Annotated in this window: 20 protein-coding genes; 14 read left to right on the forward strand and 6 right to left on the reverse strand. The window is 74.1% G+C overall.

Annotated elements, in window-relative coordinates; all coding sequences use genetic code 11:
- Positions 1-12: 12 nt before the first annotated feature.
- A complete protein-coding gene (locus HNR61_RS15905; protein ID WP_246442685.1) occupies positions 13-1254 on the reverse strand; it encodes an MFS transporter in 1242 nt (413 codons plus the stop codon).
- 103 nt (positions 1255-1357) lie between these two features.
- On the opposite strand from HNR61_RS15905, the gene HNR61_RS15910 reads away from it, so the two are divergent.
- Positions 1358-1921 (forward strand): MarR family winged helix-turn-helix transcriptional regulator, encoded by a 564-nt coding sequence (locus HNR61_RS15910; protein WP_220509334.1) that lies wholly within the window; start codon positions 1358-1360, stop codon positions 1919-1921.
- A gap of 51 nt (positions 1922-1972) precedes the next feature.
- Here the strand turns inward: HNR61_RS15910 and HNR61_RS15915 are convergent, their stop codons facing one another.
- Positions 1973-2455, reverse strand: coding sequence for a MarR family winged helix-turn-helix transcriptional regulator (locus tag HNR61_RS15915; RefSeq protein ID WP_182843881.1), 483 nt, complete (start codon positions 2453-2455; stop codon positions 1973-1975).
- Positions 2456-2563: 108 nt separating this feature from the next.
- Between HNR61_RS15915 and HNR61_RS15920 the strand changes: the two genes are divergently transcribed.
- Both HNR61_RS15920 and HNR61_RS15925 read left to right on the forward strand, forming a co-directional pair.
- On the forward strand, positions 2564-3325 hold the full coding sequence (locus tag HNR61_RS15920; protein WP_182843882.1) for a dienelactone hydrolase family protein: 762 nt from the start codon (positions 2564-2566) through the stop codon (positions 3323-3325).
- A gap of 370 nt (positions 3326-3695) precedes the next feature.
- Positions 3696-4445 (forward strand): SDR family NAD(P)-dependent oxidoreductase, encoded by a 750-nt coding sequence (locus tag HNR61_RS15925; RefSeq protein WP_182843883.1) that lies wholly within the window; start codon positions 3696-3698, stop codon positions 4443-4445.
- A 44-nt stretch (positions 4446-4489) separates the two neighbouring features.
- On the opposite strand, the gene HNR61_RS15930 is transcribed toward HNR61_RS15925, so the two are convergent.
- Positions 4490-5347, reverse strand: coding sequence for an AraC family transcriptional regulator (locus HNR61_RS15930; RefSeq protein ID WP_182843884.1), 858 nt, complete (start codon positions 5345-5347; stop codon positions 4490-4492).
- 128 nt (positions 5348-5475) lie between these two features.
- On the opposite strand from HNR61_RS15930, the gene HNR61_RS15935 reads away from it, so the two are divergent.
- A complete protein-coding gene (locus HNR61_RS15935) occupies positions 5476-6240 on the forward strand; it encodes a phytanoyl-CoA dioxygenase family protein (protein WP_182843885.1) in 765 nt (254 codons plus the stop codon).
- Here HNR61_RS15935 and HNR61_RS15940 read toward each other — a convergent pair.
- Positions 6230-7129 carry a LysR family transcriptional regulator gene (locus tag HNR61_RS15940; protein ID WP_182843886.1) on the reverse strand — a complete coding sequence of 300 codons (900 nt, stop codon included), beginning with the start codon at positions 7127-7129 and terminating at the stop codon, positions 6230-6232. The genes HNR61_RS15935 and HNR61_RS15940 overlap by 11 nt on opposite strands.
- A gap of 17 nt (positions 7130-7146) precedes the next feature.
- Here HNR61_RS15940 and HNR61_RS15945 point away from each other — a divergent pair, with 17 nt between their 5' ends.
- The 6 genes from HNR61_RS15945 (at position 7147) to HNR61_RS15970 (ending at position 11126) form a co-directional block, all read left to right on the forward strand.
- Positions 7147-7866, forward strand: coding sequence for an AzlC family ABC transporter permease (locus HNR61_RS15945; RefSeq protein ID WP_182843887.1), 720 nt, complete (start codon positions 7147-7149; stop codon positions 7864-7866).
- Complete coding sequence (locus HNR61_RS15950) at positions 7866-8171, forward strand: AzlD domain-containing protein (RefSeq protein WP_182843888.1); 306 nt, start codon at positions 7866-7868, stop codon at positions 8169-8171. Before HNR61_RS15945 ends, HNR61_RS15950 begins: the two co-directional genes overlap by 1 nt.
- A gap of 211 nt (positions 8172-8382) precedes the next feature.
- Positions 8383-8904: a hypothetical protein gene (locus HNR61_RS15955; RefSeq protein ID WP_182843889.1), complete on the forward strand. Its 522-nt coding sequence runs from the start codon at positions 8383-8385 to the stop codon at positions 8902-8904.
- A gap of 54 nt (positions 8905-8958) precedes the next feature.
- Positions 8959-9549: a dihydrofolate reductase family protein gene (locus HNR61_RS15960; RefSeq protein ID WP_182843890.1), complete on the forward strand. Its 591-nt coding sequence runs from the start codon at positions 8959-8961 to the stop codon at positions 9547-9549.
- A 66-nt stretch (positions 9550-9615) separates the two neighbouring features.
- Entirely contained in the window at positions 9616-10524 is a 909-nt protein-coding gene (locus HNR61_RS15965) for an N-acetyltransferase (protein WP_182843891.1), read from the forward strand.
- Complete coding sequence (locus HNR61_RS15970) at positions 10521-11126, forward strand: dihydrofolate reductase family protein (RefSeq protein WP_182843892.1); 606 nt, start codon at positions 10521-10523, stop codon at positions 11124-11126. The genes HNR61_RS15965 and HNR61_RS15970 overlap by 4 nt, the downstream gene beginning before the upstream one ends.
- Positions 11127-11169: 43 nt before the next feature.
- Here HNR61_RS15970 and HNR61_RS15975 read toward each other — a convergent pair whose 3' ends face one another.
- Positions 11170-13113 (reverse strand): acetoacetate--CoA ligase, encoded by a 1944-nt coding sequence (locus HNR61_RS15975; protein WP_182843893.1) that lies wholly within the window; start codon positions 13111-13113, stop codon positions 11170-11172.
- A gap of 254 nt (positions 13114-13367) precedes the next feature.
- Here HNR61_RS15975 and HNR61_RS15980 point away from each other — a divergent pair, with 254 nt between their 5' ends.
- The 4 genes from HNR61_RS15980 to HNR61_RS15995 all read left to right on the forward strand — a co-directional run bounded on the left by HNR61_RS15980 (position 13368) and on the right by HNR61_RS15995 (position 16622).
- On the forward strand, positions 13368-14606 hold the full coding sequence (locus tag HNR61_RS15980) for a L,D-transpeptidase (RefSeq protein WP_182843894.1): 1239 nt from the start codon (positions 13368-13370) through the stop codon (positions 14604-14606).
- Positions 14607-14619: 13 nt separating this feature from the next.
- Positions 14620-15099, forward strand: a complete 480-nt coding sequence (locus HNR61_RS15985; protein ID WP_182843895.1) for an ATP-binding protein — start codon at positions 14620-14622, stop codon at positions 15097-15099.
- Positions 15100-15180: 81 nt separating this feature from the next.
- Positions 15181-15957 (forward strand): tRNA(His) guanylyltransferase Thg1 family protein, encoded by a 777-nt coding sequence (locus tag HNR61_RS15990; protein ID WP_182843896.1) that lies wholly within the window; start codon positions 15181-15183, stop codon positions 15955-15957.
- Entirely contained in the window at positions 15954-16622 is a 669-nt protein-coding gene (locus HNR61_RS15995) for an SMI1/KNR4 family protein (RefSeq protein WP_182843897.1), read from the forward strand. The genes HNR61_RS15990 and HNR61_RS15995 overlap by 4 nt, the downstream gene beginning before the upstream one ends.
- On the opposite strand, the gene HNR61_RS16000 is transcribed toward HNR61_RS15995, so the two are convergent.
- On the reverse strand, positions 16603-17316 hold the full coding sequence (locus HNR61_RS16000; RefSeq protein ID WP_182843898.1) for an HAD family hydrolase: 714 nt from the start codon (positions 17314-17316) through the stop codon (positions 16603-16605). The genes HNR61_RS15995 and HNR61_RS16000 overlap by 20 nt on opposite strands.
- Positions 17317-17329: the final 13 nt, after the last annotated feature.

Below are 17329 nucleotides of genomic sequence, written 5' to 3' on the forward strand. Positions count from 1 at the left end.
GCGGTGGACGGGTCAGCGGCCGGTCGGCGGCGGCGCCGAACGAGCGGCGGCGCCGTCGGCGGGCCCGGGGACGGGCGGAGCCGGGGTGGCCGCCGGGGCGGGCACCGGGGGAACGGTCGCGGGGAAGGCGTGGCGGCGGGCGAGCACGGCCACGACCAGGACTCCGGTGAGGACGGCGGCGCTGGCCCAGGGCAGGGGCGCCACCCCGGTGGCGGCGACCAGGCCGCCGCCCAGCAGGGGCCCGGCCGCCATCCCGGCGTTCAACATGGTGACCAGCAACGACTGGGTGATCTCCACGGACTCCCCGGCGGCTCGCGCCGAGGCGGCCTGCAACACGGTCGGGGCCGCGCCCAGCGCCAGCCCCCACACCACGGTGGCGGCCAGCACCACCCCGGGACGGGTCCCGGCCGCCGCCAGCACGATCATCACGGCGGCCAGGGCGGCGAAGACGGTCACCACGACGGTCCGCAGCCGCCGGTCGATCAGCGTCCCGGTGATCCACAGGCCCAGGATCGAGGCGATCCCGAAGGCCAGCAGCACCACCCCGACCCGCTCCTGCAACCCCGACCGCCCGAGGAACGGCGCGATGTAGGTGTACAGGTTGGTGTGCCCCACCTCGAAGGCGAACCCGGCCACCAGGATCGCGGCCACGCCCGGCAACGCGAGCACGCGGCGCACCGGCAGGGACCGCCCGGCCGCCTCACCGTCCAGGGCGGGCACGCAGCAGCGCACCCACACCGCCACCGCGACCCCCAGGGCCGCCATGACGGCGAAGGCGGCGCGCCAGCCCAGCGCCGTGCCCAGGAAGGTCCCGGCGGGCACCCCGAACGCCAGCGCCACCGGCACCCCCGCCATCGCCACCGCCAGGGCGCGTCCCCTGGCGGGGGCGGGGACCAGGCGCATGGCGTAACCGGCCAGCATCGCCCACTGCAACCCGGCCCCCAGCCCGGCCACCAGCCGTCCGGTGAAGGTCAGGGCGAACCAGGGCGAGCAGGCGGTCAGGGCGTTGGCCGCCGCGACGGCGGCGATGGTGGCCAGCAGCACCGGGCGGCGCGGCCGGCGGCGGGTCAGCGCGGTCAGGGGGATCGCCGCCAGCATCGACCCGGCCGCGTACACCGTCACCAGCTGTCCCGCCATCGCCCGCGAGACCCCCAGCCCGTCGCTGAGCTGGGGCAGCAGCCCGGCCGGGACGGCCTCGGTCAGCAGGGTGACGAACCCCGCCACCGCCAGGGCCGACAGTCCCGCCCAGGGCATCGGTGCCCGTGCTGACCTGCGCGTTCGTGGCATGGCTCCCCCTCGCGCCTATAATTACTTTGAGACTCAATGGAAGTTAGTTTGAAACTCAAAGGATGTCAACGTGACCACGGAAGACCCGCGCGCTCCCCGGGACTCGATCGCCGCCGAACTGGACGGGTGGACCGCGCCGATGGCCGGGGTGGACCCGCAGACCGAGGCCGCGCGCCAGCGCATCGGCCGCATCTCGCGCCAGTTCGAACGCCTGCTGGGTCAGGTCGCCGCCGACCACGGGCTGACGGTGGGCGACTGGACGGCGCTGTCGGCGCTGCAACGTTCGGCGCCACCGCACCAGCGCACCCCGAAGGAGCTGGCCGACGAGGTCGGCGTGACCGCCGGAACCATGAGCGTGCGCATCGACCGCCTCATCCAGGCCGGGCTGGTCGAGCCGGTCGCCGACGGCGGCGACGGCCGCCGCCGACCGGTCCGGCTCACCGATCTGGGCCGCCGGCGCTGGAGCCAGGCCACCGGGCAGCGCACCGCCAGCGAGCGCGACCTGTTCGGCGACGCCCTCACCCGCCAGGAGCTCCAGCAGCTCAACGGCCTGCTGGCCAGACTCCTCGGCCATCTGGAGGACACGTTCGGTCCCGCCTCACGCCACGACACCCCGCGCCACCAACTCCGCTGACGGCTCCCCCGCCGCCCGGCCGGTTCGCGTGCCGGGCGCCGCCACGCGAGGTCAGGACGCCCGGGTGTGGTGGTCCAGCAGGCGGGTGAGCGTCCGCACGAACTGATCGCGTTCGGCGGGGCTGAGCGGCGCGAGCAGCTCGTCGTGGAGGTCGTCCAGGATCTCGTCGAGGCGGCGCAGGTGGCGGCGGCCCCGGGCGGAGATGGTGATGATGTTGCGGCGCCGGTCGTCGGGGTCCGGCGCCCGCTCGACGAGGTCGCGTTCGGCCAGTTCGTTGAGCACGCCGACCATGTCGCTGCGGTAGATGCCGGAACGCCTGCTCAGCTCCGCCTGGCTGCCGGGCCCGTACTCCTGTAGCGAGGCGAGCACGGCGTAGTGCCACTTGCGGGCGTCAGCCCGGGCCAGCCCCTCGCCTATCAAGCGGTCCGACCGCGTGGTCAGCTGCGACAGCAACCGGCTCGCCCGGCGGCGCAGCCTGTCGGGCGTCCTGAGCGCGCCGGCGTCGGGCAGGTCCGCGGCTTCGGCTCTGGTCATGGCGCCGGTCCCTCCATTGCGTTAGTCGGACTAACGATATACGTTCGTTCCCGCCGAAAACGTTAGTGCGACTAACGCTGGTCGCGTGGACTCCACGAAAGGCAGCCCTTGCCCATCGAGACAGTGCGGATCCCCACCCCTGACGGCCAGGCCGACGGCTTCGCCGTCTTTCCCGACGACGGCGAGCGGCACCCGGGGGTGCTGATGTACGCGGACGGCTTCGGCATCCGGCCCGTGCTGCGCGAGATGGCCGCCGAACTGGCCGGGCACGGCTATCACGTGCTCGTCCCCCACCTCTTCTACCGGCACGGCCCGGCCCCGGTGATCGAGCTTCCCGAGCACATCGGCGAGGACGTCCGGCCCGCGATCCTCGCCCGGCTGATGCCCATGATCGAGGCGCACACCACCGAACGGATCCTGCGCGACGCCGACGCCTACGTCCGGTTCCTCACCGCCCGGCCCGGGGTGGGCGCCGGGCCGATCGCGGTGACCGGCTACTGCATCGGCGGGCTCCTCGCGATGCACACCGCCGCCGCCCACCCCGGCCAGGTGGCCGCCGTCGCCGTTTTCCACGGTCCCGTGAGCGCGGGCGGGCCCGGCAGCCTGGACCGTCTCCTCTCCACGCTCACCGCCCGGGTCCACCTCGGCCACGCCGAAACCGACATCACGCCCGAGGCCCTCGACGAACTCAACCAGGCCCTGGAGGCGGCGGGCATCGACCACACCTCCGAGATCTACCCGGGCACCGTCCACGGCTTCACCATGTCCGACACCGACGCCTTCGACCCCGCCGCGCTACAGCGCCACTGGGACCGCCTGCTCCCCCTCCTCGCCCGCACCCTGGCCAACGGCTGGGACACCGCTCGTTGATCAACGAGCCGTCCGCCACGGCACAAGGCCCCCTGCGGACCGCCGCGTACGGCGCCGTCACGCTGATGTCCGCCGCTGACGTCACCGGCTCACCCCACAAGGTCGCTACCCAGGGCTCCATCGCCCTGTCCTCGGCGACCGGCCTGGTCGGCCACGTCCTCGCCGAGAAAAGACCAGGGACCTCAAGCTGAACGGCAGGTCCGTCGCCCAACTCGCCGACCCCGTGCTGCCCGCCCTGACGGTGGCCATGAGCCTGCTGAACCGGCGGGACCCGGCGGAGGCCGACGACTTCCGCAGCGCCGCCTGAGCGGCGGGCCGGGCCGCCGTACCGGGGAGGACTACCCCGGGGGCGGTAGGGCAAGATCGGCCAATGGTCGAACATGATGCGGTAGCCCTGGTGACGGGAGCCTCGCGGGGGCTGGGGGCGGTGATCGCCCGAAGGCTGGCGCGGCAGGGACATCCGGTCGCGGTGAACTACCGGTCCGGGCGGGAGCGGGCGGACGAGGTCGTGCGGGCCGTGCGGGCCGACGGCGGGACGGCCGAGGCGTTCGCGGCCGACGTCACCGACGAGGCCGAGGTGACCGGGCTGGTCGAGGAGGTCGGGCGGCGGCTCGGGCCGGTGCGCGTCCTGGTCGCCAACGCCACCGGGCCCCAGCCCGAGATCCCGCTTGAGGACCTGACGTGGCAGGCGCACCTGGACCAGCTCTCGTTCTTCGTCAAGAGCCCGACGCTGCTGACGCAGGCCGTGCTTCCGGGGATGAAGGCCGGTGGCGGCGGGCGCGTCATCCACATCGGCTCCGACATCGTGGCGCGGGGGCTGGCGGGGATGTCGGCCTACGTGGCGGCCAAGGGGGCGCAGCTCGGGCTCATGCGTTCCTGGGCGCGCGAGCTGGGGCCGCACGGCGTCACGGTCAACCTGGTCGCCCCCGGCTGGATCCCCGTCGAACGGCACAGCGACCTCCCGGCGGCCGAGCGGGAACGCTACCGGGCCGAGGTCCCGCTCGGGCGGATCGGCGCGCCCGAGGACGTCGCGGCGGCCGTGTGCTTCCTGGCCTCGGACGCGGCGGGGTACATCACGGGTGAATGCCTCACCGTCAACGGGGGACACACCCTCACCTGACCGGCGCGCGGCAGGGGCCCGGTCCCCGCGACGCCGTACGGCCGTCAGTCCCGGCGCGGACGGGCCGCCGCTCCGTCAGGGCGGAAGCGCGTGCGGTAGGCGGCCGGGCTGAGGGCGAAGAAGTGCCGGAAGCGGCGGCTGGCGTAGTTGGGATCGTTCCAGCCGACCAGCCTCCCGACCGCCGCGACGGGCAGGTCGGTCTCGATGAGGAGGGCCGCGGCGCGCTCGGCGCGCAGCCTGCCGAGGTAGGCCATGGGCGGGACCCCGAGCCCCGCGGTGAACAGGCGGGCCAGGTAGGCCGGTGACGTGCTCACCGCCGCGGCCAGCTCGTCCAGGCTCCAGGCGCGCTGGAGGTCGTCCTCCAGCAGCCGCGCCGCGGCCGTCACCGCGGGGTGGCCCCGCCCGGCCGGGTCCGCGGGGAGGGACGCGGCCACGCCGCCCAGCAGGCAGAGCAGCACGCCCACCCGTACGGCGTGGGCGGGTTCCGGCCGGCCGGCGATCGCGGCGAGGCCGGCCTCGACGACACCGAGCGTGGCGGGGTCGAGCCGCGGCGGGTGGCCCGACCGGCCGGCGCCGTGCAGGATCCGCCCGAGCCGCGGGTCCGCGCGCAGCCAGGCCAGCTCGCGCTGGAACACCTCCGGGCCGACGTACAGGTTGTGGACGGTCAACCCGCGGCAGTCCCGGTAGCCGTGCCAGTCCCCCGGCCGCAGCATCGCCACCGAGCCGCGGTCCAGCTCCCGTTCGCCCGCGGCCGAGACGTGCGTCGCGGCGCCGCCGGTGACCACGGCCAGCTCGACGAAGTCGTGGCCGTGGGCGGCGATGTCGCCGCGCGGTTCGTACCGCTCGGCGACGATGGGCGGCCCGCCCGGCGGGAAGACCTCCGCTCGCCGTACGCGATGCACCGGGCCTCCCTCCTCCAGGCGGTCGTCAAGATTGTGCTACACCTGCCGGGCTCCCGTGCTAGCCGCTCTCCCCCCGCGATCGCGACAGTTGTCGGAACGAACCGCCCGGCAAGGCGAGGAGAACGACGATGGCCGCCGCCCGCACCACATCCGAGAACCTTTCCGAGGACGCCGTCTCCGCGTACCGCCGTGATGGTTTCGTCCACCTGCCCGGCGTCATCTCCCGGGCGGACGCCGCCAGGTTCGCCGACGCCGCGCTGGCGGTCCGGCACAGCGTCCGCGACAACCACGACGGGAGGGTCTTCACGCAACTGCTCCAGCTGTGGCGGCAGGACGCGACGCTGCGCGAGCTCACCCTGCACCCCGGCCTGGCGGCCATCGCGGCCCGGCTGGCGGGGATCCCGCTGCGGCTGTGGCACGACCAGCTACTGATCAAGGATCCGCGCAACGGGGCCGCCACCGAGTTCCACCAGGACCAGCCGTACTGGCCCCACGCCGGCTCCCGGCACGCGCTGTCGGCCTGGGTGGCGCTGGTGGACGTCCCGGTCGACCGCGGCTGCATGACGTTCATCCCGGGCTCCCAGCACCTGGACGGGCTGCGGCCGCAGGACCTGTCCGACCACGCCGACATGTTCGCCGTGGCCCCCGGGCTGGAGTGGGAGCGGCGCGTCACCGTTCCCCTGCGGGCGGGCGACTGCACGTTCCACGACGCCCGCCTCGCGCACAGCGCCACGCCCAACCTCACCGACGATCCCCGCATCGCCCACGTGGTCATCTACGTGGACGCCGACCTGACCCTCGCGCCCGGCCCCTCCCACCCCGTCACCGACCCGCTCGGCCTGGCCGTGGGCGCCCCGCTGCCCGACGGGCACTTCCCCCGCCTCACCCCGTGACCGGACGCGCCGCCAGGAGGGCGCGGAGGGCCGCGACCGTCTCCGTGACGGCGGGCCTGGCGTCGTCGCGGCGCCAGGCGAGGGCCGTGGTGCAGTGGTGGCCGCCGAGCAGCGGCACCACCGCCACGCCGGAACGCGCGTAGTGCTGGTCGGTGCTCTCCGAGACCAGGGCGGCCCCCGCCCCGGCGGCGACCAGCTCCAGGGTCTCCTCGATCGCGCCGGACCCGGCCGCCACGGTCGCGTCCGCGACGCCGACCGCGGCGGGGTGGCGGAAGCGGGCCCAGACGGGGTCGGGTGATCTCGGCGTCACCCAGGCCAGCCCGCCGAGGTCGGCGGGGTGCAGGGCGGGCCGGGCGGCCAGGGGGTGCGTCACCGGCAGGGCGACGGCGCGGCGGTCGGCGCCGAGCGGAAGGGTGTCCAGCGCGCCGGTGGACAGCGGCGGCCAGACGACGGCCAGGTCGCTGTCGCCGGTGAGCAGGCCGCACGTCGGGTCGTCGAAGTCGAACCTCCGCAGCCTGACGCGTCCTTCGGTCCGGGCGCGGACCGCGTCGACCACCAGGGCGGTCCGGGGCCCGGCGGCCTCCCCCATGAAACCGACGGTCAGCCCCGGCGCGGCCGTGCCGGAGAGGGCGGCCGCCAGGCCGTCGACCGCGGCCAGCACCGAGACGGCGTGCTCCAGCACCCGGCGGCCGTGCGCGGTCAGGGTCGCGCCCGTCCGCTCCCGGCGGAGCAGCGGCGCGTCCGAGCACGCCTCCAGCCGGGCGACCGCCGCGCTGACGGTGGGCTGGCTGACGCCCAGCGTCTCGGCGGCGGCGGTGAACGAGCCCGTCCGCGCGACGGCCGCGAACGCGCGCAGCGCCGGAAGGGTGATGTCGCCGGTCTTGCTCATAGCCCGAGGCTATGGCCATGCCCGCGGGCTATGCGACGGCGCGGGTGGCCGTGGGGAGACTGGCCGCCGTGAGGACACCGGGAAGTTCCGACATCAGGCTGGCCGTCGGGGCCAGTGCCGGGGCCGCCGTCTACTCGGCGGTGTTCGGGGCGCTCGCCGTCCAGAGCGGCTGGTCGGTCTGGCAGGCGGTGGCCGCCAGCGCGCTCGTGCACGCGGGCGGCGGCCAGCTCGCCGGGCTGGCCGCGCTCGGCGGCGGGGCCTCGCCGGTGGCGGCGCTGGCCGTCGGCACGCTGGTCAACCTGCGGCTGGGGGTGTTCGGGTTCGCGCTGGGCGACGTGTTCGGCTCCTGGCGGGACCGGCTCGCCGCCTCCCACCTGGTCTCGGACGAGTCGGCCGGGGCGGCGCTGACCCGCGCCACGGCGGCGGAGCGGCGGCGGACGTTCGTGACCGTCGGGCTGATCCTGTTCACGGGGTGGACGGCCGGGACGCTGGCCGGGGCCGCCTTCGGGACGGCGCTCCCGGCCGGGGTGCGCGGCTCCCTGGACCCGGCCGCCGCCGCGGTCTTCGCCGCGCTGGTCGTGCCGCTGGTCCGGGGCGTCCGGGAGGCGGCGACGGCGGTGGCGGCGGCCGGTGTGACGGTGGTGGCGGCGGCCTGGACCCCGCCCGGCGTTCCGGTGCTGCTGGGGGCGCTGGCGGTCGTTCCGGCCGCGCTGGTGCGGAAGCGGGAGAAGGTGTGATGGCGACCTGGTTCCTCATCGGCGGCCTGGCGGTGACCACCTACCTGGTCCGCCTCGGCGGCGTCGCGCTGGCCGCGCGGCGCGGCGCGAAGGCAGGCGAGGAGTCCCGAGCGGACCGCATGGTGGCACTCCTGCCGGTCGCACTCCTGGCGGCCGTGGCGGCGACCCGGGTCGCCCCCCAGGGAGACGTCAGACCACCCCTGCTGTGCGCGACACTGGCAGCAGCCGTGGCGGCCCCACGCCTCGGCTTCCTCCCCGCCATCCTGACCGGCGGAGTCGTGGGCGCACTGATCACGTGGTGGTGACCGGCCGCCCGTTCCCGTCGCACCGGCGGCCTTCGGCCAGGATCCGCACCGTTCTCAGTGCCGCCGCCCGCAACCACGCGAGGAAGGGCGTGGGCTCGCGGGAGGGCCGCTTTGGCGGGGGATGTGCGGGGCTTGTGTGGGTTCGGGGGGTGGTGTTGACGTGGTTATCCCCCGGCTGCTGGACTCGCCGTTCGTGACCTTTTCCCAGGCTGTGGCTCCGTTCCTCGTGGTGGCCGCGGCGACCGCCGTTCTCGTGTGGGGGACGTTGTCGCCCCGCAAGCGGCTGCCGTTCCTGCTGCTGGGGGCCGCCGCCGCCCTGGGCGCCGCCGGGTACGGGCCGTTGATCGTGCTGTTCCCCATGATGTGGTTGTTCTTCTGGCCGGTCCCCGCCGTCGCGGCCGGGGTGACGGGCGCCTTCGCGGTCGTGTCGGGGCAGCGGGAGGGGCCCGGCGCCGAGCTGACCACCTGGCTCCGGCTGTGCCTGGCGTGGCTGTGGGCCCTGGTCGCCGTGTACGGGTACGGGATCTCCGGGAGCAGCATCGTCGACGGCGCCTCCCCCTCCTGCTCCTCGGGGGATTCCAGCAGGTCGACGGGGTTCTTCCCGCTGCACGACACCGTCTGCGGGAAGGATCAGGTGCCGGGGTGGGTCAATCCCGCGCTCCTCGTGTTCCTGCTGCTGCTCGCGGTAAGCGTCGCGGGCGCGATCCGGGCCGGAACGGTAAGGAAGCGGTAAGCGCCCCCCGCCATGCTTGAGCCATCAAGGAACACCGGAGAAGGGAACACCCCGATGCGTATCGTGATCTGCGGCTTCATCAGCCTCGACGGTGTCGTGCAGGCCCCGGGCGGGCCCGACGAGGACCGCGACGGCGGCTTCGCCCACGGCGGCTGGACCCAGCCGTACTTCGACCCGGAGGTGGTCGGCGGCGCCTTCGACGCGGCCATGAAGAACGCCACCACGCTGCTGTACGGCCGCCGCACCTGGCAGAACATGGCCGCCGCGTGGTCGCAGCAGGCCGGGGACCCGTTCGCGGACAAGCTGAACGCCCTCCCCAAGTACGTCGTGTCCGACAGCCTGGACGAGAAGGACATGACCTGGAACACCTCGCTGATCCGCAACGCGGAGGCCGCCGAGCGCATCCGCGGGCTGCGCGAGACCGGCGACGGCGACGCGATCCTCATGGGCAGCCCCACGCTGGCGCGGACGCTGATCGAGGAGGGGCTGTTCGACGAGCTGATCCTGATCTCCATGCCGGTGATCCTGGGCGGCGGCAAGTCGATCTTCCCGGCGGAGGGGACGAAGCACGCCCTGGAGCACGTCTCCACGGTCACCTCCCCCACCGGCGTCAACGTCTGCGTCTACCGCAGGGCGCAGGGGTAGGCTGCGAGGTGTACCGCACCGGTGGCGGCCTCCCCCGTTCGATGACGTGTGTCCGGAGGTCGTCCGATGATCGAGGTGCGGGTCTTTCGGCGGAGCGATCGCGACCAGCTCGCCGCTCTCGTCAACGCCCACGTGCAGGCCGTGGTGCCCGGTGTCTCCCTGTCCGTCAACGCGGTGCTCGGCTCCCTGGAACGGGAGCCCGGCGAGTTCGTCGTCGATCCCTGGGTGACCGCGCGGGTCACCCTGGTCGCCGAGCAGCGCGGCCGGATCGTCGCCGCCGCGCACCTGGTGCGGTACGGCGGCGGCCCCGAGGTCGGCGGGACCTACCGGGACACCGCCGAGATCCGGTGGCTGCTGTTCTGGCCGGACGCGGCGTACTGGCCCGACGCGTCGGCGGCGGCCGGGCCGTTGATGGAGCGGTGCCTCCAGGTGTGCGCGGGATGGCGGGCCGCGCGCTGGTACGCCGACGGGACGCTCCCCGCGCCGGGCGTGTACGGCGTTCCCGAGCAGTGGCCGCACGTCCGGGACCTGTACGGACGCGCCGGGTTCCGCCCCGAGGGGCGGCGCGAGGTCGTGCTGCTCGCGGAGGTGGACCGGCTCCGGACCGAGGACGGGGGCGACGGGCTCGCCGTCCACCGCACGGTCGGGGTCAACGGCACCCGGCTGACCGCGCGGCGCGACGGCCGGGAGGTCGGGTTCGTGGAGGTGGACACCGGGCTGGCCGAGGGCGGCCGGTTCGCGCACCTGGCGGGCTGGGCCGACGTCGGGAACCTGGAGGCCGACGACGACGCGACCGCCGTCTGGCTGGTCGGGCGGGCCGCGCGCTGGCTGCGGCTGGCGCGCGTGGAACGCCTGCTCGACTACGCCCTGGACGACGAGCACGACCGGCTCCGCCTGCTGCGCGGCCTCGGGTTCGAGGAGCTGACGCGGACCGAGCGGGGCTGGGTCCGGCGACGAGAGGATGAGGAACGATGAAGCTCACCGTGACCACGTTCGTGACCCTCGACGGCATCGCCCAGGCCCCGGGCGGCCCGGACGAGGACCGCGCGGGCGGGTTCGAGTACGGCGGATGGCTCGCCCCGTACGTGGACGAGGACTTCGGGAACGCGGTGGACGCCTGGTTCCGGCCCGCCGACGCGTTCCTGTTCGGCCGCCGGACCTACGAGATCTTCGCCGCGTACTGGCCGGACGTCACCGGCGAGGACGACGTCGTCGCGACCAAGTTCAACACGCTGCCCAAGTACGTGGCGACCCGCACCCTGGACAGGGCCGACTGGGCGGGGACCGAGCTGCTGCGCGGCGACGTCGCCGCCGACGTCGCCGGGATCAAGGCCCGGCCGGGCCGGGAGCTCCAGGTCCACGGCAGCATCGACCTGGTGCGGACGCTGGTCCGGGCCGACCTGGTGGACGAGTTCCGGCTCCTGGTGTTCCCGGTCGTGCTGGGCACGGGCAAGCGGCTGTTCGACGGCGCCGTCCCGACCGCCCTGCGGCTCGCCGACTCCCGCACGACCAGCGCCGGGGTCATGCTCCAGACCTACGAGGCCGACGGCCGCCCCGAGTTCGGCACCGTGGGATGACCGTGACGTCCCGCGGGGGCCGGGCGGCCCCCGCGGGACGGGGTCACAGCAGCCGGAAGTGGCGCAGGGTCTCCGGGTTCGCCATCGAGTCGGGGTTGGCCGCCTGCTCGACCGGCGTCCCCAGCAGGATCTTGCGGACCGGGACCTCCAGCTTCTTGCCCGACAGGGTGCGCGGGACGCCCGGGACGACGTGGATCTCGTCGGGGACGTGGCGCGGCGACAGCGCCGACCGCAGCTCGCGCTTCAGCCGGGCCACCAGGTCGTCGGTCAGCTCCGCGCCCTCGGCGAGCTGGACGTACAGGAGCAGCAGGCCCTCGCGCCCCAGCCGCCCGGTGTCGATGACCAGGCTGTCGGCGATCTCGTCGAACGCCTCCACCACCCGGTAGAAGTCGGCGGTGCCCATCCGCACGCCGCCCCGGTTCAGGGTCGAGTCGGACCGGCCGTAGATCACGCAGCCGCCGTCCGGCCGCACCTTGATCCAGTCGCCGTGCCGCCACACGCCCGGGTACATCTCGAAGTAGGACTCGCGGTAGCGGGCGTGGTCCTCGTCGTTCCAGAAGAACACCGGCATCGACGGCATCGGCTCGGTGAGGACCAGCTCGCCGACCTCGTCCACCACGGCCTTGCCCGCGTCGTCGAACGCCTCCACCCTCGCGCCCAGCCCGCGCGTCTGGATCACGCCCGCGTGCAGCGGCAGCAGCGGGCACGGGCCGACGAAGCCGGTGCACAGGTCCGTGCCGCCGGAGAACGAGCCGAGCAGCAGGTCGCGGCCGACGTTCTCGTACACCCAGGTGAACCCCTCGGGCGGCAGCGGCGAGCCGGTGGAGCCGATGCCGCGCAGCCGCGACAGGTCGTGCTCGGTGCCGGGACGGCGGCCCTCCTTCAGGGAGGCCATGAGGTAGGGCGCGCCGACGCCCATGTACGTCGCGTTCGTCTCGGCGACCAGGGTCCACAGGTCCAGCGGCGCGCCGTCGTACATGACGACCGTGGCCCCCACCAGCAGGCCGCCGACCAGGTAGTTCCACATCATCCAGCCGGTGGTGGTGTACCAGAAGAACACGTCCTCGTGGCCGAGGTCCTGGTGGAACGACAGCGCCTTCAGGTGCTCCAGCACGATGCCGCCGTGGCCGTGCACGATCGGCTTGGGCAGGCCGGTGGTGCCCGAGGAGTACACCACCCACAGCGGATGGTCGAACGGGACCGCCTCGAACTCCGGCGCGTGCCCGCCGCGCGGCAGTTCCGCGTACGGCAGGACGTCCGGCATCGTCGCGGCCGGGTCCAGGTAGGGCACGAGGACGGTGGCGTTCAGCGTGGGCAGCGCCGCGCGGATCTCGGCGACGGCGTCGCGGCGGTCGAACCGCCTGCCGTTGTAGGCGTAGCCGTCCACGGCCAGCAGCACCTTCGGCTCGATCTGCGCGAACCGGTCGACCACCGACGACGACCCGAAGTCCGGCGAGCACGACGACCAGATCGCGCCGAGCGACGCGGTGGCCAGGAAGCACACCAGCGCCTCGGGGATGTTGGGCAGGTAGGCGGCGACGCGGTCGCCCCGGCCCACGCCCAGCTCCGCCAGGCCCGCGCGGACCTCGCCGACGTGCAGGGCGAGCTCGCGGAACGTCATCACCCGGTGCCCGCCCTGCTCGGAGCGGAACACCACGGCCGTGTCGTCGGGGTGGGTGTCGGCGCGGCGCAGGGCGTTGGCCGCGTAGTTCAGGGTCGCGCCGGGGAACCACCGCAACCCGTCCACCGGCGTCGGCCCGCCGATCCGCACCGGCCCGTCACCGCGGTCGCCGACGACGTCGAAGTACTCCCAGATCGAGTCCCAGAACGCGTCGACCTCGGTCACCGACCAGTCCCACAGCTCCCCGGGCGACTCGGTGAGCACCCCGCGATCCCACAGCCAGTGCTGGTAGTGGGTCAGACGGGCGTTGGCGATGACGGCCTCGGACGGCTCCCACAGCGGGACGCCCTCGGGCACCTGGGACATGAGCACTCCCCTCCTACCGCGCCCCTTCGCGCGGCGTTCCCAATCTGGAGGATCCCTCCCCTCCGGCGCAACCAGGCGCTTTCCCGGGACCGCGGCGAGCCGGAGCGCGCCGTCCCCGCACGTCGGGGCCCGCCGCGTGGCAATCTGGGGACGCGCGGACGCCACGCCCCCCACTTCGGCCCGGATGGCGGCGGGGCGGTCCGGTTCTGAGTAACGTTCAACCTTGAATTTTCTTGACCAAACAAGGGAAAACGGTGCGACGGGGAACCACGGTGCTGGTGCTCGTGCTGGTGCCCGTCCTGGGGCTGGCGGCGGCCTGCTCCTCGGGCGGCGGGGACGAGACGGTCCAGGGAGGGAAGGACGGCGCCCCCTCGGTGTCGATCAGCCCGGCGAACGCGACGACGGACGCCCCGCCGGACAGGGGCGTGACCGTCACGGCGAACGGCGGGACGCTCAGCCAGGTCACGGTGCGCAGCCGGGGCGCGGAGGTGCCCGGCTCGCTGTCGCCGGACAGGCGGACCTGGCGGTCGTCCTGGACGCTCACGCCGGGCGCGCGGTACCAGGTGTCGGCCACCGCGACCGGCAACGGCAAGACCACCAACGCCACCAGCGGGTTCCGCACGGTCAGGGACGTCGCCGCCACGGCCATCACCAACGTGATCCCCGCCAACGGGCAGAAGGTCGGCGTCGGCATGCCGATCATGGTGCAGTTCAACAAGCCGGTCCCGGAACGGGCGCGGGCCGCCGTCGAACGCTCCCTGGAGATCGTCTCGACGCGTCCGACCGAGGGCGCCTGGCGCTGGGTGGCCGCCAACGAGTCGTTCAACGGACTGCCGTCGGTGATGTTCCGGCCGCGCAGGCCCTGGGCTCCGAACCAGAGGGTGAGGCTCGTCGCGCACTACGCGGGCGTGCGGATCGGCGACAGGGTGTTCGGCGCCCGGGACGTCACCCGCGAGTTCACCGTCGGCGACGCCCACACCGTCACCATCTCCGCCACGACCCACCGCGCGGTGGCCAGGAGCAACGGGAAGGTCGTCAAGACCTGGCCGGTCAGCCTGGGCCGCGGCGGCGACGTGTGGCCCGACGGCGTCGACCACCAGCTCACCACCAGCGGCGTCCACCTGACCATGAACAAGGTCCGGCTGGAGAGGATGGAGTCGCCCGGCAAGAAGAAGGGCGAGCCCGGCTACTACCTGGAGATGGTCCCGTGGGCCTACCGGATCTCCAACAGCGGCGAGTACATCCACCAGAACATGGACGACCCGTCCTGCCTCGGCAACCGCAACTGCTCCCACGGCTGCGTCCGCTCCCCCGAGGCCTCGGCCAGGTGGTTCTTCAACTGGGCCTACCCGGGCGACATCGTGAACATCACGGGCACCAGGCGGAAGCTGGACTGGTGGAACGGCTGGGGGTACTGGCAGATGCCGTTCGAGAGGTGGACCGAGGGCGGCGCCCTCAGGAGGCCGGTGACGACCCGGTCCTTCCAGAGCTGACCCCGGAGGTCCGGTGCCCGAGCTCGCGGTCCTGATCGGCCTCCAGGCGTCGGGCAAGACCACGTTCTACCGGCGGCGCCTGGCCGCCTCCCACGTCCACGTCAGCAAGGACGCCTTCCCCCGTTCGGCGCGCCGCCGCCAGGCCCGCCAGCTCCGGCTGGTCGACGAGGCCCTGGCGGCGGGGCGCGACGTCGCGGTCGACAACACCAACCCCTCACCCGAGGAGTGGCGGCCGCTGGTCGAGCTGGGACGGCGGCACGGGGCGCGGATCACCGCCTACTGGTTCCCACCCGACGTCCCCTCCTCGCTGACCCGCAACGCCGCGCGGCCGCCCGGGGAGCGGGTGCCCGAGGTGGGCCTCTACGCGACGCTCAAGCGCCTGCGCCGCCCCCGGCCGGGCGACGGCTTCGACGCGCTGTGGTCGGTGGAGCACGACGGCGAGGGAGGCTTCACCGTCACCGCGCTGCCCGGGGAGGGCCCCGGCGCGCCCTGAGGCGACGGACAAATCGGATGCCCGGCGCGGGGATCCGTGCCACGCTCGGGCACCTGCGCGGCGTCGGAGGAGAGGGGCCCGATGAGGACGACGGATCTTGAGACGCGGATGCGGGAGCGGGAGTGGTTCCACTCCCTGACGTTGCTGCCCGGCACCTGGGCCGTGGTCCGGATGGACGGCCGCGGTTTCTCGCGGTACACCGAGCGTCGCTTCGAGAAGCCGTTCGACCTCCGCTTCTCCGAGCTGATGACCGGTACCGCGCGGGTTCTGCTGGAGGAGCTGGGCGGCCGGTACGCCTACACCGAGAGCGACGAGATCTCGGTGGTGCTGCCGCCGGGCTTCGACCTGTTCGGGCGGGAGGTGGAGAAGCTGGTGTCGCTGTCGGCGGGGATCGCCTCGGCCGCGTTCACCTCCGCCGCCGGGGAGGTCGCGGTGTTCGACTCCCGCGTCTGGATGGGGACGGGGCTCGGCGACGTCCTGGACTACCTGTCCTGGCGGCAGGCCGACGCGACCCGCTGCGCCCTCAACGGCTGGTGCTACTGGACGCTCCGCAAGGGCGGCGCCACCCCCCGCCAGGCCACCCGCGCCCTGGAGGGGACGACGACCTCCGCCAAGAACGACCTGCTCCACTCCCACGGCGTCAACTTCAACGAGGTCCCCGCCTGGCAGCGCCGCGGCGTCGGCCTGTGGTGGGAGACCTACACCAAGACCGGTCACGACCCGGTCCGCGGCGTGGACGTGACCGCGACCCGCCGCCGGGTGCGGGTCGAACGCGGGCTGCCGATGAAGGACGCCTACCGCGATCTGGTGCGCGGGCTGCTGGACGTCGGCGGCCCCGCCTGGAGTCGTCCGGCATGACGATCGACTGGATCCGGGTGCGGGAACGCGTCGCCGCGCTCGCCGCCTCCCCGCGCGCCGCCGAGGTGTTCGGCGGGCACAGCCACCGCTTCGAGCTGGAGCCCGTCCTGACGCCGGACGAGCTCGCCGAGGCCGAGGCGCAGTTCGGCGTCACCCTCCCCGAGGACTACCGGGGCTTCCTGCTCCACGCGGGGCGCGGCGGCGCGGGCCCCTCGTACGGGATCTTCCCGCTGCGGCGGGGGAGGGACGGGTGGCACTGGGAGGGCGACGGGGCCGACCTCGCCTCGCTCGCCCGGCTGCGCGAGCCGTTCCCCGTCCAGGGGCCCGATCCCGCGGCGCTCGACGCCCTGCTCGCCGAACGGCCCGAGGAGGAGGACTTCGAGGACGTCGACGCCTTCGACGTGGCCTACGAGGCGTGGGACGAACGCCTCGCCGGGCTGCTGTGGAACGAGGACCGGACCGTCGGCGCGGTCTGCCTGTGCCACCACGGCTGCGCGACGCGCGAGTGGCTGGTGGTCAGCGGGCCCGAGCGCGGCACGATCTGGAGCGACGACCGCGTCGACGAGGTGGACCTGCGGCCACGCGGGGAGCGCACGACGTTCGGGCGGTGGTACCTGGAGTGGCTGGCGGAGGCCGAGGAGCGGGTCAGAGCGCCAGCTCGGTGATCGCCGACAGGACCGCGCCCGTGTCGGACAGGTCGTCCAGCACGCGGTCCGCGCCCGCCGCGCGCAGCTCGGCGGCGGTCGCGCCGCCGGTGGCCACCGCGACGATCGGGGAGCCCGCGATGTGCGCGGCCTGGACGTCGCGCGGGTGGTCGGCGACGTAGACCGTGGCGGTCTCGCGGAAGCGGGTGCGGTGCTTGTCGCCGGTGCGGGTGCGGGCGAGGTCCAGCAGCGCGGCCTTGCTGTAGACGCCGGTCTCGTAGCCGCCGGTGTCCAGGTCGAGGTGGTCGGCCAGGCCCAGTTCGGTGAGCTTCAGGACGGCGTTGGGCCGGATGCAGCCGGTCAGCACCGACTGGGCGGTCCGGGGGGCGCTCAGCCGGGCCAGCGCGGCGATCGCCTCGCGGGCCCCGGCCAGGACGCGGCCCTGGGCCCGCAGGTCCGCGCGGCGCTCGGCGAACGTCTCGGCCAGCGCCGCCGTGAACGCCGGCAGGTGGTCGTCGTCCGGCGCGATGTCGTTGAAGGCCAGCGTCTCGAAGATGATCTCCGATTCGGTGCGGCCGTGGGTGGGGGCCAGCCGGACCATGGGGCGGCCGGTGGTGCGGCGGAACGCCGCGGCGTACGCCTCGCGGGTGACGCGTCCGACGTCCACCAGCGTGTGATCGATGTTCCACAGCACCAGGCGGTTCAACGTCGTCATCCCGTTTTCCATC

It is taken from the genome of Actinomadura kijaniata (genome assembly GCF_014138665.1).
Classification (GTDB): Bacteria; Actinomycetota; Actinomycetes; order Streptosporangiales; family Streptosporangiaceae; genus Spirillospora; species Spirillospora kijaniata.